General features: G+C 62.7%; 15 protein-coding genes. 10 read left to right on the top strand and 5 right to left on the bottom strand.

The genetic code is table 11. The features are described from left to right. A partial coding sequence (locus tag APH42_RS26505; protein WP_156352933.1) for an aldehyde dehydrogenase family protein occupies positions 1 to 340 on the bottom strand: 340 nt, incomplete at its 3' end. A gap of 73 nt (positions 341 to 413) precedes the next feature. Next, positions 414 to 1,760: an aspartate aminotransferase family protein gene (locus APH42_RS26510; RefSeq protein WP_012270362.1), complete on the bottom strand. Its 1,347-nt coding sequence runs from the start codon at positions 1,758 to 1,760 to the stop codon at positions 414 to 416. 118 nt (positions 1,761 to 1,878) lie between these two features. Here APH42_RS26510 and APH42_RS26515 point away from each other — a divergent pair, with 118 nt between their 5' ends. The 5 genes from APH42_RS26515 to APH42_RS26535 all read left to right on the top strand — a co-directional run bounded on the left by APH42_RS26515 (position 1,879) and on the right by APH42_RS26535 (position 6,234). Beyond that, a complete protein-coding gene (locus tag APH42_RS26515; protein WP_012270361.1) occupies positions 1,879 to 2,796 on the top strand; it encodes a LysR family transcriptional regulator in 918 nt (305 codons plus the stop codon). Positions 2,797 to 2,886: 90 nt separating this feature from the next. Then, positions 2,887 to 3,549 (top strand): TetR/AcrR family transcriptional regulator, encoded by a 663-nt coding sequence (locus APH42_RS26520; RefSeq protein ID WP_012270360.1) that lies wholly within the window; start codon positions 2,887 to 2,889, stop codon positions 3,547 to 3,549. 9 nt (positions 3,550 to 3,558) lie between these two features. Next, a complete protein-coding gene (locus APH42_RS26525) occupies positions 3,559 to 4,143 on the top strand; it encodes a YigZ family protein (RefSeq protein WP_012270359.1) in 585 nt (194 codons plus the stop codon). Between the two features lie 370 nt (positions 4,144 to 4,513). Then, positions 4,514 to 5,200: an SDR family oxidoreductase gene (locus APH42_RS26530; protein WP_012270358.1), complete on the top strand. Its 687-nt coding sequence runs from the start codon at positions 4,514 to 4,516 to the stop codon at positions 5,198 to 5,200. A gap of 86 nt (positions 5,201 to 5,286) precedes the next feature. Next, a complete protein-coding gene (locus APH42_RS26535) occupies positions 5,287 to 6,234 on the top strand; it encodes an adenosine deaminase (RefSeq protein WP_012270357.1) in 948 nt (315 codons plus the stop codon). 20 nt (positions 6,235 to 6,254) lie between these two features. Here APH42_RS26535 and APH42_RS26540 read toward each other — a convergent pair whose 3' ends face one another. Continuing rightward, on the bottom strand, positions 6,255 to 6,968 hold the full coding sequence (locus APH42_RS26540) for a helix-turn-helix transcriptional regulator (protein ID WP_060494584.1): 714 nt from the start codon (positions 6,966 to 6,968) through the stop codon (positions 6,255 to 6,257). A gap of 487 nt (positions 6,969 to 7,455) precedes the next feature. Here APH42_RS26540 and APH42_RS30605 point away from each other — a divergent pair, with 487 nt between their 5' ends. Further along, complete coding sequence (locus tag APH42_RS30605; protein WP_071984764.1) at positions 7,456 to 7,653, top strand: hypothetical protein; 198 nt, start codon at positions 7,456 to 7,458, stop codon at positions 7,651 to 7,653. Here the strand turns inward: APH42_RS30605 and APH42_RS26545 are convergent. Then, the gene (locus APH42_RS26545) at positions 7,604 to 8,785 is read right to left on the bottom strand and encodes a multidrug effflux MFS transporter (protein WP_012270355.1); all 1,182 of its coding nucleotides are present in this window, start codon (positions 8,783 to 8,785) and stop codon (positions 7,604 to 7,606) included. The two genes, APH42_RS30605 and APH42_RS26545, sit on opposite strands and share 50 nt — an antisense overlap. Before the next feature lie 108 nt (positions 8,786 to 8,893). Then, positions 8,894 to 9,091, bottom strand: a complete 198-nt coding sequence (locus APH42_RS26550; RefSeq protein ID WP_012270354.1) for a heavy-metal-associated domain-containing protein — start codon at positions 9,089 to 9,091, stop codon at positions 8,894 to 8,896. Between the two features lie 143 nt (positions 9,092 to 9,234). Here APH42_RS26550 and APH42_RS26555 point away from each other — a divergent pair, with 143 nt between their 5' ends. The 4 genes from APH42_RS26555 to APH42_RS26570 form a co-directional block, all read left to right on the top strand. Further along, entirely contained in the window at positions 9,235 to 9,621 is a 387-nt protein-coding gene (locus tag APH42_RS26555; RefSeq protein ID WP_012270353.1) for a hypothetical protein, read from the top strand. A gap of 52 nt (positions 9,622 to 9,673) precedes the next feature. Continuing rightward, positions 9,674 to 12,076 carry a heavy metal translocating P-type ATPase gene (locus tag APH42_RS26560; RefSeq protein WP_060494585.1) on the top strand — a complete coding sequence of 801 codons (2,403 nt, stop codon included), beginning with the start codon at positions 9,674 to 9,676 and terminating at the stop codon, positions 12,074 to 12,076. Next, the gene (gene cueR / locus APH42_RS26565) at positions 12,073 to 12,483 is read left to right on the top strand and encodes a Cu(I)-responsive transcriptional regulator (RefSeq protein WP_012270351.1); all 411 of its coding nucleotides are present in this window, start codon (positions 12,073 to 12,075) and stop codon (positions 12,481 to 12,483) included. Before APH42_RS26560 ends, cueR begins: the two co-directional genes overlap by 4 nt. 168 nt (positions 12,484 to 12,651) lie before the next feature. After that, a partial coding sequence (locus APH42_RS26570) for a cache domain-containing protein (RefSeq protein WP_177336880.1) occupies positions 12,652 to 13,543 on the top strand: 892 nt, incomplete at its 3' end.

Genomic DNA, 13,543 nt, shown 5'->3' on the forward strand with positions numbered 1-13,543 from the left:
CTGCACAGGCGAACTCGACGTTCTCGATGCCGCGCTTCAGCTCGCCAGCTGCGTCTTCCAGGGTCTTGCCATGCTCTTCGCTGATCATCTGCGAAATCTTGGCTTCGTTCTGCTCCAGCAATTGCTTGAAGCGGAACATCACCTGGGCGCGCTTGGCCGGCGGGGTGTTGCGCCAGGCCGGGAAGGCCGCCTTGGCGGAGTCGATCGCTTCCTGCACGGTCGCGCGGCTGGCCAGCTCGACCTTGCGAACAGCCTGGCCGGTGGACGGGTTGAAGACATCAGCGGTGCGTTCTCCCTTGGAAACCAGCTCGCCATGGATCAGGTGCTGAACAATGCTCATGCAAAACTCCAGATAAAGAAGGTAGAGACAGGCGCGCGATACCTGCACGCGCCTGACATCGAAATCGGAAAGATCAGTCGATCAGGTTCAGGTTTTCGCCGACGGCGTCGAACAGGCGATCCAGTTCTTGCGGCGTGGTGTTGAACGTTGGGCCGAACTGCAGAGTGTCGCCCCCGAAGCGTACATAGAAGCCTGCCTTCCACAACTTCATCGCCACTTCGTATGGGCGGACGATGGCATCACCGTCACGGGCGGCGATCTGGATGGCGCCGGCCAAGCCGTAGTTACGGATATCGATGACGTTCTTGGTGCCCTTTACGCCGTGCAGCAACTTCTCGAAGTGCGGCGCCAGCTCGGCAGCGGACTGCACCAGGTTTTCTTTCTGCAGCAGGTCCAGCGCGGCGATACCGGCGGCACAGGCTACCGGGTGCGCCGAGTAGGTGTAGCCGTGCGGGAATTCCACGGCATATTCCGGCGTCGGCTGGTCCATGAAGGTCTGGTAGATCTCGCTGCTGGCGATTACCGCGCCCATCGGGATGGCGCCGTTGGTCACCTGTTTGGCGATGCACATCAGGTCCGGGGTAACGCCGAAGGCTTCCGAGCCGGTCATCGCGCCCATGCGGCCGAAGCCGGTGATCACTTCGTCGAAGATCAGCAGGATGTTGTGCTGGGTGCAGATTTCACGCAGGCGTTTCAGGTAACCCTTCGGCGGTGGCAGCACACCGGCCGAACCTGCCAGCGGCTCGACAATGACCGCAGCAATGTTGGAGGCATCGTGCAGTTCGATCAGCTTGAGCATTTCGTCAGCCAGGGCAATACCGCCCTCTTCTGGCATGCCTTTGGAGAAGGCGTTCACCGGCAACACGGTGTGAGGCAGGTGATCGACGTCCAGCAGTTGGCCAAACATCTTGCGGTTGCCGTTGACACCCCCCAGGCTGGTACCGGCGATGTTCACCCCGTGGTAGCCACGAGCACGGCCGATGATCTTGGTCTTGGTCGCCTGGCCTTTCAGGCGCCAGTAGGCACGTACCATCTTCAGCGCGGTGTCAGCGCATTCGGAACCGGAGTTGGTATAGAAGACATGATTCAGATTGCCCGGCACCAGCTCGGCGATCTTTTCCGCCAGCTGGAACGACAGCGGGTGGCCAAACTGAAACGCGGGGGAATAGTCCAGCGTACCCAGCTGGCGAGTCACCGCTTCGGTGATTTCCTTGCGGGTGTGCCCGGCGCCGCAGGTCCACAGGCCAGACAGGGCGTCAAAGATCTTGCGCCCCTGGTCATCGACCAGGTAGTTGCCTTCGGCCGCCACGATCAGGCGTGGGTCGCGCTGGAAATTGCGGTTGGCGGTGTAGGGCATCCAGTGGGCATCCAGCTTGAGCTGGCTGGCGATACCGGCAGGGGCGGTTTCGGGCATGTTCATCGGCGGTTCCTCGAAAGACGATTAGGCAACGATGGATGTTGTTGCAGCTAAATTGGCACGGCGATAAAGTCGGAAAAAGCCTACATTTCTAATCTTCAGACAGGTCGTGACTAAACTAATGAGCCGACGCCCCGATCCACTCGCTCAAGTCAGCGATTTCGACATCCGCTTGCTGAAGATCTACCGCAGCGTCGTCGAGTGCGGTGGCTTCTCAGCCGCCGAAAACGTACTGGGCATTGGCCGCTCGGCCATCAGCCAGCAGATGAACGACCTCGAACAACGCCTCGGCCTGCGTCTGTGCCAGCGTGGTCGCGCCGGTTTCTCGCTGACCGAGGAAGGCCGCGAGGTCTACCACTCGGCACTGCAGCTGCTCAGTGCTCTGGAGAGCTTCCGCACCGAGGTCAACGGCCTGCACCAGCATTTGCGTGGCGAACTGAACATTGGCCTGACCGACAACCTGGTGACGCTGCCACATATGCGCATCACCCATGCCCTGGCCGAGCTCAAGGATCGTGGCCCGGATGTACGCATCCAGATCCGCATGATCGCCCCCAGCCAGGTCGAGCACGGCGTGCTCGACGGCAGCCTGCACGTGGGCGTAGTGCCGCAGACCAGCCCGTTGTCGGGCTTGGAGTACCAGCCGTTGTACAGCGAACGCTCGCTGCTGTACTGCGCGGTTGGCCATCCGTTGTTCTATGCCGATGACCAGCAAATCGACGACGAGCGCCTCAATAGCCAGGAAGCCATCACCCCCACCTTCCGCCTGCCTGCCGAAATTCAGGCGCATTACCAGGCGCTGAATTGCACGGCCAGCGCTTCGGACCGCGAGGGCATGGCGTTTCTGATCCTGACCGGGCGCTACATCGGCTACCTGCCCGACCACTACGCCACGTTCTGGGTACAACAGGGCCGTTTGCGTGCGCTCAAGCCCCGGCAGCGCTTCTACGACCTGAGCCTGAGCTGGGTTACCCGCAAAGGCCGGCGCCCCAACCTGGTGCTGGAAAGCTTCCTCGAAAGCCTGGCTGCGACACGTTGATGCCAGTCTGTGCCGCAAACGCTTGTCACTTCGGCACAGGCAGGTAATCTTGTCCGACAGCCGCAGCCATTGCCCCGTACGGAATCGTCCATGACCCTAGAAGTCCCTGCGCATCGCCTCTCCGCCTCGGGCAAGCCCGCAGGCCGCATCCGCCAGAAGAACGAACAGGCCATTATCCAGGCCGCCGAAGACGAATTCGCCCGCCATGGTTTCAAGGGCACCAGCATGAACACCATCGCGCTCAAGGCAGGGTTGCCCAAGGCCAACCTGCACTACTACTTCACCAACAAGCTGGGCCTGTACATTGCCGTGCTCAGCAACATCATCGAGTTGTGGGACAGCACGTTCAACGCCTTGAGCGTCGAGGATGACCCCGGCGAAGCCCTGAGCCAGTACATCCGCACCAAGATGGAGTTCTCTCGGCGCAACCCGCAAGCCTCGCGGATTTTCGCCATGGAAGTGATCAGCGGTGGCACCTGCCTGACCGAATACTTCAGTGCCGACTACCGCGAATGGTTCCGCGGCCGGGCTGCAGTGTTCCAGGCCTGGATCGAAGCCGGCAAGATGGACCCTGTCGACCCGGTGCACCTGATCTTCCTGCTCTGGGGCAGCACCCAGCATTACGCCGACTTCGCCACCCAGATCTGCCAGGTGACCGGCCGCAGCCGCCTGACCAAGCAGGACATGGAAGACGCGAGCAACAACCTTATCCACATCATTCTGAAGGGCTGCGGCATCAAGCCGGCTGCCTGACTACTTTTTATGCCTTCTACCCTGCTCGACCTCTGCGAGTACCGCGAGGAAATCCGCAAAAGCCGCTTCATCACCCTCGCCGGGCCAATCAGCAGTGCCGCCGAAGCGATGAGTTTCATCGAACGCCACAGCGACCTTGCCGCCACCCACAACTGCTGGGCCTGGAAACTCGGCGCGCAGTACCGCAGCAGCGATGACGGCGAGCCCGGCGGGACCGCAGGGCGGCCGATCCTGGCGGCCATCGAAGCGCAGGATTGCGACCAGGTGGTGGTTCTGGTGATCCGCTGGTACGGCGGTATCCAGCTGGGTACAGGCGGACTGGCAAGGGCCTATGGCGGCGGCGCCAACAAGTGCCTGCAACAAGCACCCAAACGCCTGCTGGTACAGCGCAGCGAATTCACCTGCAGCTGCAGTTTCAGCGAACTTGCGCTGGTGAAGCTGCGCCTGGCAGAGGTTGACGGCCTGGTCCTGGATGAACAGTTCACCGCCAATGGCGTGGATCTGTTGATTGCCCTGGGTGACGCCCACCTGGCGCCATTGCAGCAGCAACTGGCCGATCTGAGCCGCGGGCGCATTTTGCTCGAAGCGCGCTGAACATTGCCCACAACACCTGTGGGCCTGCCTGTGGATAACCTTGGGGCACTCATTTGCAGCCAGCTATTTTCAAGGCCTGCAGCGTTTTGATCATAAATTGATCACTATTTGATGACAGCCGCAAATTGCTGAAAGCGCTCGAGTTATCCTCAATGCAAGGCCTGGCGGGCCAGCGCGCGAAAGCCTCAGCTTGCACACAATAACTGTGGACCAGCCTGTGGATAACCCGTGCGCTAACAGGCCAGGCGCCCGGCCAGGCAAGGCCCAGGCATAGTTGATCGTTTTTTATACAGCCATAGGCAGGCAGCGACTGCCGCTGTGCATTATCCTCAATACCTTTCTTTGCCACCGACCAACGGAGCGCGCTCACATGGCTAACGCAAAAAACGCACTTATCATCGGCGCCTCGCGGGGGCTTGGCCTGGGCCTGGTACAACGCCTGCACGAAGACGGCTGGAACATAACCGCCACCGTCCGCAACCCGCAGCAGCCAGGTGCCCTGGCGGACGTGCCCGGCGTGCACATCGAGCAGCTGGAGATGAACGACACTGCCCAGCTCGACGGCCTGAAGCTACGCCTTCAAGGCCAGGCATTCGACCTGGTGTTCATCAACGCAGGTGTCATGGGCCCGTTGCCGCAAGACTTGGAGACGGTACAGACCAAAGACATCGGCGACCTGTTCATGACCAACGCCGTGGCGCCGATCCGCGTGGCACGCCGGCTGGTAGGCCAGGTACGCGAGGGCAGCGGTGTTCTGGCGTTCATGAGCTCTATTCTGGGCAGCGTGACCATACCCGACGGCGGTGAAATCTGCCTGTACAAAGCCAGCAAGGCAGCACTGAACTCGATGATCAACAGCTTTGTTGTCGAGCAGCAGCGCCCCGACCTGTGCGTACTGGCCATGCACCCGGGCTGGGTGAAAACCGACATGGGCGGCGAAAACGCCGAAATCGATGTGCTCACCAGCACCCGTGGCATGCTCGAACAGATCAAGGCGCAAAGTGGCAACGGCGGCCTGCGCTTCATCAACTACAAAGGCGAACCCTTGGTCTGGTGATTCACCCGGTCGCGGGCCGGCCGGGCGCATTGCCTGGCCGGTGCCTGTAGAATGGCGGCAACCGTACCTGATTGAGACCCCTTTTTATGTATGACTGGTTGAACGCCCTGCCCAAGGCCGAGCTGCACCTGCACCTGGAGGGCTCGCTGGAGCCCGAGCTGCTGTTCGCCCTGGCCGAGCGCAACAAGATCGCCCTGCCCTGGAACGATGTGGAAACCTTGCGCGGCGCCTACGCCTTCAACAACCTGCAAGAGTTCCTCGACCTGTATTACCAGGGCGCCGATGTGCTGCGTACCGAGCAGGACTTCTACGACCTGACCTGGGCCTACCTGCAACGCTGCAAGGCTCAGAACGTGGTTCACACCGAACCGTTCTTCGACCCGCAGACCCACACTGACCGCGGTATCGCCTTCGAAGTGGTGCTCAACGGTATCAGCCAGGCGCTCAAGGACGGCCGCGAGCAGTTGGGCATCAGCAGTGGCCTGATCCTCAGCTTCCTGCGCCACCTCAGCGAGGATGAGGCGCACAAGACCCTCGACCAGGCCTTGCCGTTCCGCGATGCGTTCATTGCTGTAGGCCTGGACAGCTCGGAGATGGGCCACCCGCCACGCAAGTTCCAGCGTGTGTTCGACCGCGCCCGCAGCGAAGGCTTCGTCGCCGTTGCCCATGCGGGAGAAGAAGGCCCGCCCGAGTACATTTGGGAAGCCCTCGACCTGCTGAAGATCAAGCGTATCGACCATGGCGTGCGCGCCATCGAGGACGAGCGCCTGATGCAGCGCATCATCGAAGAACAGATCCCGCTCACCGTGTGCCCGCTGTCCAACACAAAGCTGTGCGTGTTCGATCACATGAGCCAGCACAACATCCTGGACATGCTCGAGCGTGGCGTGAAAGTCACCGTCAACTCGGACGACCCGGCCTACTTCGGCGGCTATGTCACGGAAAACTTCCACGCCCTGCACACCCACCTGGGCATGACCGAAGACCAAGCCCGTCGCCTGGCGCAGAACAGCCTTGACGCACGTTTGATCTGAGTCGCATGACGACGTTGCGCTCAACCGACCTGCAACGTCGCCACGCGGGCAATGCGATTGATCTGCTGGACGCCCAGCGCCGAAATATGCAAAGCCCGCGTGTCCTCGGCCTCACGTATCCAGCCAGATTGCAAAAACAACCTGAACAAGGCCTGGCCCAGCACGCCCCCAAGGTGCGGGCCCTGGTCATCCCACTCGGTGCAGCGGCAGATCACGCAACCTCGTTGCTGGTGTGGCGCCAGAGCATCGATGTAGACCCCGACCAACGCCAACTGCGCCCGCCCCTCGTCACTGACCATCAACTGTCGACCGCAGCCGTCCAGCCAGCCGGCCACCACCAGGCGATCATACAACTCACTGGCCAACGCCCCGCCCAGGTGGTCGCCACATCGGCGTGCCCGGCGCATCGACATGGGCAGCGATGATACCGGCGCCTTGGCACGCTCTCCCCGTACGCTTTCCAGCTGTACGCTGGCCAAGGCCTCAACCGCCGCCCCGACCTGAGGGGTTGCCAGGCAGAAGTAGCGTTTACGGCCCCTGGCTTCATGCTTGAGCAAACCGGCCGACGACAGCAACGAGAGGTGCGCGCAGGCCGACGACGAAGTCAGGCCGGTCATTATCGCGAGTTCATTGGCCAACCGTGGCGTGCCATCGATCAATGCCCACAACATGGCACTGCGCTTGGGGTCGGCCATCAGGCTGGCGATTTGGCTGATACTGCTGGCTGCGTTCATGTCCCTGTAACTCCCTGCAAGTTCACTGTGTGGATGCGATTGCCAACCCTGGCAGGGAAGCGCGTCTCGCTGGCACTGGCCTGGTTCGCCAGTATAAGCCGCAGAAAACACCGTTCAGACGACCACGCGCCGACCTACCCAAGGCGAAAACCATTGGGTATGCCTACCCTTGGCACTCAGCGAGGCAGCTTTGGAAAACGGCTCGAACCCAGCCAAACAAGGCCCAGGTACACCCATACAGAAGCACTGAAACATTCTGATAAAAATAGGCTTGCAGCAATTTCAGATACGGCCCACAGCAACCTTCAACAATTAGCGCGCAACAAAGCGAAGGTTCTGGGGAATTGCAGGCTTTGCGCCCAAAGCAGGAAACACCGTCTGGAAAATGTACGCACTTACCGTCAGTCAGGACGCTGAAGCAGTGCCATGGCAGGCTGGTGGGCCAGCGCTACACTTGAGCGGCTCCCCTTCCTGGAGGTATGCCGCGATGAAAATTGTCGTAAGTGCGTCGAGCCGAAACCCCGCCTGCCCCTGGCAAGTCCAGCTCGATCAGCATGTGGTCAGTTTCCGTAGCGAGGCCGAGGCGCGCGCCTTCGTCGCTACGCTGGAAACCCGTCTGCAGGCACCTCACCCGCTCATGCGGGAGCCTTGGCCTGCAAACGTCGGGTCAACAGCGCGACACTGACCACAAGCGCCCCGCACAGGCTGATCACCATTGCCATCGGCACTGCACTGCCATCATGCAGCAGCCCGACCAGCGCCGCCGCACCTGCGGCAACGCTGAACTGCACGCAGCCCATCAGTGCCGAGGCACTGCCGGCCCGCGCACCCTGCCCGCTCATGGCGCAGGCGGAAGCATTGGGAATGATGCAACCAAGGCTGGCGATACAGATGAACAGCGGTATCAGCAGCGGCCACAACTGCGCGGGTCGCAATGCCGCCACGCCCAGCAGCACCAGGCCCGCAACCAGGTACAGCCAAACCGCGCGGGCCAGCAGGAAGGCTGGCCCGCGCCTGGCCAGCAAGCGGGCGTTCACCTGTGCCACCAGAATAAAGCCCGCAGCATTGGTACCGAACAACCAGCCGTAATGCTCGGCGGGCACCCCATACAGCTTGATGAATACGAAGGGCGAACCGGCGATATAGGCAAACATGCCGGCAATAGCGATACCGCCGGTCAACGCATGGCCGAGGAAAGCCCGGTCAGCGAGCAAACGCAGGTACTGGCGCAAGGCGCCAGACAGCGGCTGGCGGGGTATATGCTCAGGCAGGCTTTCAGGCAGGCCCAGGCTGACCGCCAGCAGGCAGCCGGCACTGAACAGGCTCAGCGCGAGGAAAATCGACTGCCAGCCGGCCAGGTTCACCAGCACCCCACCCAGCATCGGTGCCAGGATCGGCGCCAGGCCCATGACCAGCATCAGCTGCGAGAACACTTTTGCTGAGGCTACCGGGTCGCACTTGTCGCTGACGATGGCCCGCGACAGCACCATGCCGGCACAACCGCCCAGTGCCTGGACGAAACGCGCCAGTACCAACGTGTCGAGGTTGGGGGCATAGGCACAAGCCAGTGACGCCAGGGTGAACAGGGTCACGCCGAACATCAACGGTAGGCGTCGGCCAAAGCGGTCGGCAACTGGCCCATAGGCCAACTGGCCGATGGACAGGCCGAGGAAGTAGGCAGCCAACGTGGCCTGGACGTGTTTTTCATCGGTAGCGAACGCTTGCGCCATGGCCGGGAAGGCGGGCAGGTAGAAGTCGATCGCCAAAGGCCCAAACGCACTGAGTGCGCCCAGGATGAGCACCATTCGCAGGTTCATCAGGAATCCATAGCAGGCTAAGCAAGTGCGTAATTCTACCTGCTGTGGACCCCATCAGTCTGAAAACATTTGCAACACAGTGCCCCTGTGGAGGGCACTGCCAAGTCTTCAGGCAAGTTCGGCCTGATAACCTTCATCCCGAATGGCAGTGAGGATCTGCTCCTGCGCCAGCTCACTCTGCACCCGTACCTGTTTCGCCGCCAGGTCGATCTCGACCTTGGCCGCCGCATCCTGCTCCTGCACCGCGCGGGTCACGGCTTTCACGCAATGGCCGCAGGTCATGCCTTGTACATTGAACACTTGCATGGGTTACCTCCTTCAGGTTTTCCACGAGTCTCAAGCTTGCCATCAGGGCAAGGTCAAGCCCCGCCTGCAACAGCCGGGGTGGAAATCCGCGCCCGCGTCGGCCAAGCTGCGCCTTTGACGATCAAGCAAGCAGGAGATTTTTCATGTTCAGGGCAGCATTGGGCGTCGTCGGGCTACTGGGCGCGCTGGCTGTGGTGCCACCGGCCAGCGCCGAGGGCAACTCGGCCTACAGCGTACTGATCATTTCCCGGGAGCGGCTGGAGGTAGCTACCAGCTGCGAAATCGGCGTGTACCTCAACGACCAGCTTTCCGGGCGCGTATTTCAGGAGCAGTCCACCTCGTTCAACCTGCCGCCGGGCCCTGTGGATGTGCGCCTGCGCCTGCTACCCGGGCAAATGCCGGGTTGCGCCGCAGGCATCGAAGACCAGCGCAGCACGCGTTTGAACCTGCAGGCGGGCCAGATCAACAAATACCGCATCGCCATGGGGCAATATGGGCTGGAGTTGAAGCGAGCCGATCTGGGCTATTGACCTTGCCCGCGTGGCAAGGTTGATGCTGGAGGCCAGTCCAAGGAGGAGAGCCATGCCCGCATCCACCACTTACGACCTGCCGATCACCGGCATGACCTGTGCCAGCTGTGCTGGCCGGGTCGAACGCGCCCTGCGCAAGGTCACAGGCGCTGAACAGGTCAGCGTAAACCTCACCACTGAAAAAGCCCGGGTTCTGGCCCCGGCCGACAGCCTGCCGGCGTTGGTCGACGCCGTGCGCGAAGCCGGTTACGGCGTGCCCACCCGCACCCTCGAACTGCAGATCGGCGGCATGACCTGCGCCAGCTGTGTCGGCCGTGTAGAGCGCGCCCTCGGCAAATTGCCCGGCGTCGAGCAGGTCAGCGTGAACCTGGCCAGCGAACGCGCGCACCTCGAAGTGCTCACAGCCCTCGATGACAACCTGCTGATCGACGCCGTACAAAAGGCCGGCTACAGCGCCAGCCTGCCGCAATCTGCCAGGGACGAGCAAAGCGCTGCCCAGCACCGCCTGCGCAACGAGCGCCTGGCGGTCGGCGCAGCCTTGCTGTTGGCCCTGCCGCTGGTATTGCCAATGCTGGTACAACCGTTCGGCCTGCACTGGATGCTGCCTGCCTGGGCGCAATTCCTGCTGGCCACGCCGGTGCAATTCATTCTTGGGGCACGCTTCTACGTAGCCGCCTGGAAGGCCGTGCGCGCCGGTGCCGGCAACATGGACCTGCTGGTGGCCCTGGGCACCAGTGCCGGCTATGGCCTTAGCCTGTACCAATGGGCGCAGGCCCCTGCCGGCATGGCCCCGCACCTGTACTTCGAAGCCTCCGCCGTGGTGATTGCCCTGGTATTGCTGGGCAAGTACCTGGAAAGCCGCGCCAAGCGCCAAACCGCCAGCGCCATCCGCGCCCTCGAAGCCTTGCGCCCGGAACGCGCCGTGCGCGTGGTCGATGGCCAGGAGGAGGACGTGGCAATCGCCCAGTTGCGCCTGGGCGACCTGGTCCTGGTAAAGCCCGGCGAGCGTTTCCCGGTCGATGGCGTGGTCGAAGATGGCAGCAGCCACGCCGATGAGGCCCTGATCAGCGGCGAGAGCCTGCCAGTGCCCAAGCAACCCGGCGACAGCGTCACCGGTGGCGCTATCAACGGCGAAGGCCGGTTGCTGGTCCGTACCCAGGCACTGGGCACCGAGACCGTGCTGGCACGCATCATCCGCCTGGTGGAAGACGCCCAGGCCGCCAAAGCGCCAATCCAGAAGCTGGTCGACCGGGTCAGCCAGGTATTCGTCCCGGCTGTACTGGTGCTGGCGCTGATCACCCTGATCGGCTGGTGGCTGGCCGGTGCACCACTGGAAACCGCGCTGATCAACGCCGTTGCCGTGCTGGTCATCGCCTGCCCCTGCGCCCTCGGCCTGGCCACGCCCGCAGCGATCATGGCCGGCACCGGGGTCGCCGCCCGCCATGGCATCTTGATCAAGGATGCCGAAGCCCTGGAGCGGGCCCATGCGGTCAACCGCGTGGTCTTCGACAAGACCGGCACCCTTACCTCCGGCAGCCCGCGGGTGGTTCACAGTCAGGCACAGGACGGCAGCAGTGCCGAGCTGCACCGCCTGGCCGGCGCCCTGCAGCGCGGCAGTGAACACCCGCTGGCCAAGGCGGTACTGCAGGCGTGCGCCGAACAGGGGCTGGACGTGCCCGAGGTTGCCGACAGCCAATCGCTGACCGGGCGCGGCATTGCCGGGCGTGTCGAGGGCCGTGAGCTGGCGCTGGGCAACCGCCGCCTGCTAGACGAGAGCGCTCTGCAGCCTGGTGAGCTGGCCTCCAAGGCCCAGGCCTGGGAAGCCGAAGGGCGCACCCTGTCATGGCTGATCGAACGCGGCAGGCAACCGCGCGTGCTGGGCCTGTTCGCCTTTGGTGACAGCCTCAAGCCCGGCGCCGCGCAAGCCATCGACACCCTGCATGCACAGCACATCAGCAGCCACCTGCTGACCGGTGACAACCGTGGCAGCGCCAAGGTGGTGGCCGATGCCCTGGGCATCGACGATGTGCATGCCGAAGTGCTGCCGGCCGATAAGGCCGCGACGGTGACGGCACTCAAGCGCGACGGTGTGGTTGCCATGGTCGGCGATGGCATCAACGATGCACCCGCGCTGGCCGCTGCCGACATCGGCATCGCCATGGGTGGCGGCACCGACGTGGCCATGCAGGCCGCCGGCATCACCCTGATGCGTGGCGACCCGCGCCTGGTGCCCGCCGCGCTGGAAATCAGCCGCAAGACCTACGCGAAGATCCGCCAGAACCTGTTCTGGGCTTTCATCTACAACTTGATCGGCATCCCGCTGGCCGCGCTGGGTTACCTCAACCCGGTACTGGCCGGTGCCGCCATGGCCCTGTCCAGCGTCAGCGTGGTCAGTAACGCGCTGTGGCTCAAGGCGTGGAAACCCACCAGTAGCAGCACCCAGGAGGCGCCATGAACATCGGCCAGGCCGCCCGCCGCAGCGGGCTCAGCACCAAGATGATCCGTTACTACGAGTCCATCGGCCTGCTCAAACCAGCCACACGCAGCGATAGCGGCTACCGCTTGTACCAGGCGCAAGACCTGCACAGCCTGGCCTTCATCAAGCGCTCCCGCGACCTGGGCTTTTCCCTTGAGGAGGTCGGCAAGCTGCTGACCCTGTGGCAAGACCGCCAGCGTGCCAGTGCCGACGTGAAGGCACTGGCGATACAGCACATCGATGAACTGAACCGGCGCATCGAGGAGCTGGTGAGCCTGCGCGATACCCTTGGCGAGCTGGTGTCGCACTGCCAAGGGGATGACCGCCCGGACTGCCCGATCCTCAAGGACCTGGCCAATGGCGCTACCGGCAACTGCTGTCACTGAGCGATCAAAAGCGTTTGGTATGCCAAAAGCGTCCAAACGCGACCGAATAGTCACCAAACACGACTTTGTCCAATAAATACAGGGGTTCTGGCTTCATAAAACCCGGATGCTGCCGATGCACTGGCTACCTGCCTCGTGGGTCGACAATAAAAAATTCCGGGAGCGTCGATGAGCATCAAACAGAAACTGACCTGGGCATTCGCGGTCATCGCCGGCTTGCCCATCGTCCTAGTGGCCACTCTGGTGGTCCTCAACCTGCGTGGCGAAGCCCGCGATGGATTCCTCGACGGTAGCAGCCGGGAAATCCGCCAGGTCAGCAACGCGATGAACATCTTCTTCCAGGGCATCAACCAGAACGTCGAGTACCTGGCTTCCCAGCCAATGGTCGCTGCCACGGGCAGCGAGCTGAACAAGTACATGAGCGCCACCCCGTCCTACGAACTGGGCGAACAGGCCAGCAAGCTCCTCGAATTCATGACCCGCCTGGCCAACTCGCACCCCGCTTATGCCTACCTGTCCTACGGCGTGAATGACGGCGGCTACACGGGCTGGCCGGCCGGGCAGAAGTTCGTCAACTACGACCCACGCACCCGCCCCTGGTACCAACTGGCCATGGCCAACCCAGGCAAGACCGTGCGCACCGGCGCTTACTACTGGGCCGCCGACGACGCGGTGCTGGTCAGCACCGTGCGCGCCGTGGCCAACCAGCTGGGCAACCCCGGCGGCGTGGTCAACATCGATGTTTCCCTCAAGGGCCTGACCGAGATCGTCAAGCAGATCAAGCTGGGCGAAAGTGGCTACCTGATGCTGGTGGAAAGCAACGGCAACGTGATGGTCGACCCGCGCGATGCAGGCCACAACTTCAAGCAACTGGCGAGTTTTGGCGACGGTTACGCCGAGCTGGCCAAGGCCGGCAAAGGCCTGGTCGAGGTCGAACTCAATGGCGTGCGCTACATGGCCAACGTCTACCCCGACGAGCAACTGGGCTGGACCTTCATCGGCCTGATCGAACAAAGCGAGGTGATGCAGACCACCACCCGCCTGACCTGGCTGATCGGCG

The sequence above is a fragment of the Pseudomonas sp. NBRC 111140 genome (assembly GCF_001320885.1).
GTDB classification, from domain to species: domain Bacteria; phylum Pseudomonadota; class Gammaproteobacteria; order Pseudomonadales; family Pseudomonadaceae; genus Aquipseudomonas; species Aquipseudomonas putida_P.

Coding starts and splice junctions, on each gene's coding strand:
- APH42_RS26515 (WP_012270361.1), top strand. CDS start 1,879: ATGAGCCGACGCCCCGATCCACTCGCTCAAGTCAGCGATTTCGACATC.
- APH42_RS26540 (WP_060494584.1), bottom strand. CDS start 6,968: ATGAACGCAGCCAGCAGTATCAGCCAAATCGCCAGCCTGATGGCCGAC.
- APH42_RS26535 (WP_012270357.1), top strand. CDS start 5,287: ATGTATGACTGGTTGAACGCCCTGCCCAAGGCCGAGCTGCACCTGCAC.
- cueR (WP_012270351.1), top strand. CDS start 12,073: ATGAACATCGGCCAGGCCGCCCGCCGCAGCGGGCTCAGCACCAAGATG.
- APH42_RS26525 (WP_012270359.1), top strand. CDS start 3,559: ATGCCTTCTACCCTGCTCGACCTCTGCGAGTACCGCGAGGAAATCCGC.
- APH42_RS26545 (WP_012270355.1), bottom strand. CDS start 8,785: ATGAACCTGCGAATGGTGCTCATCCTGGGCGCACTCAGTGCGTTTGGG.
- APH42_RS26555 (WP_012270353.1), top strand. CDS start 9,235: ATGTTCAGGGCAGCATTGGGCGTCGTCGGGCTACTGGGCGCGCTGGCT.
- APH42_RS26550 (WP_012270354.1), bottom strand. CDS start 9,091: ATGCAAGTGTTCAATGTACAAGGCATGACCTGCGGCCATTGCGTGAAA.
- APH42_RS30605 (WP_071984764.1), top strand. CDS start 7,456: ATGAAAATTGTCGTAAGTGCGTCGAGCCGAAACCCCGCCTGCCCCTGG.
- APH42_RS26520 (WP_012270360.1), top strand. CDS start 2,887: ATGACCCTAGAAGTCCCTGCGCATCGCCTCTCCGCCTCGGGCAAGCCC.
- APH42_RS26510 (WP_012270362.1), bottom strand. CDS start 1,760: ATGAACATGCCCGAAACCGCCCCTGCCGGTATCGCCAGCCAGCTCAAG.
- APH42_RS26530 (WP_012270358.1), top strand. CDS start 4,514: ATGGCTAACGCAAAAAACGCACTTATCATCGGCGCCTCGCGGGGGCTT.
- APH42_RS26560 (WP_060494585.1), top strand. CDS start 9,674: ATGCCCGCATCCACCACTTACGACCTGCCGATCACCGGCATGACCTGT.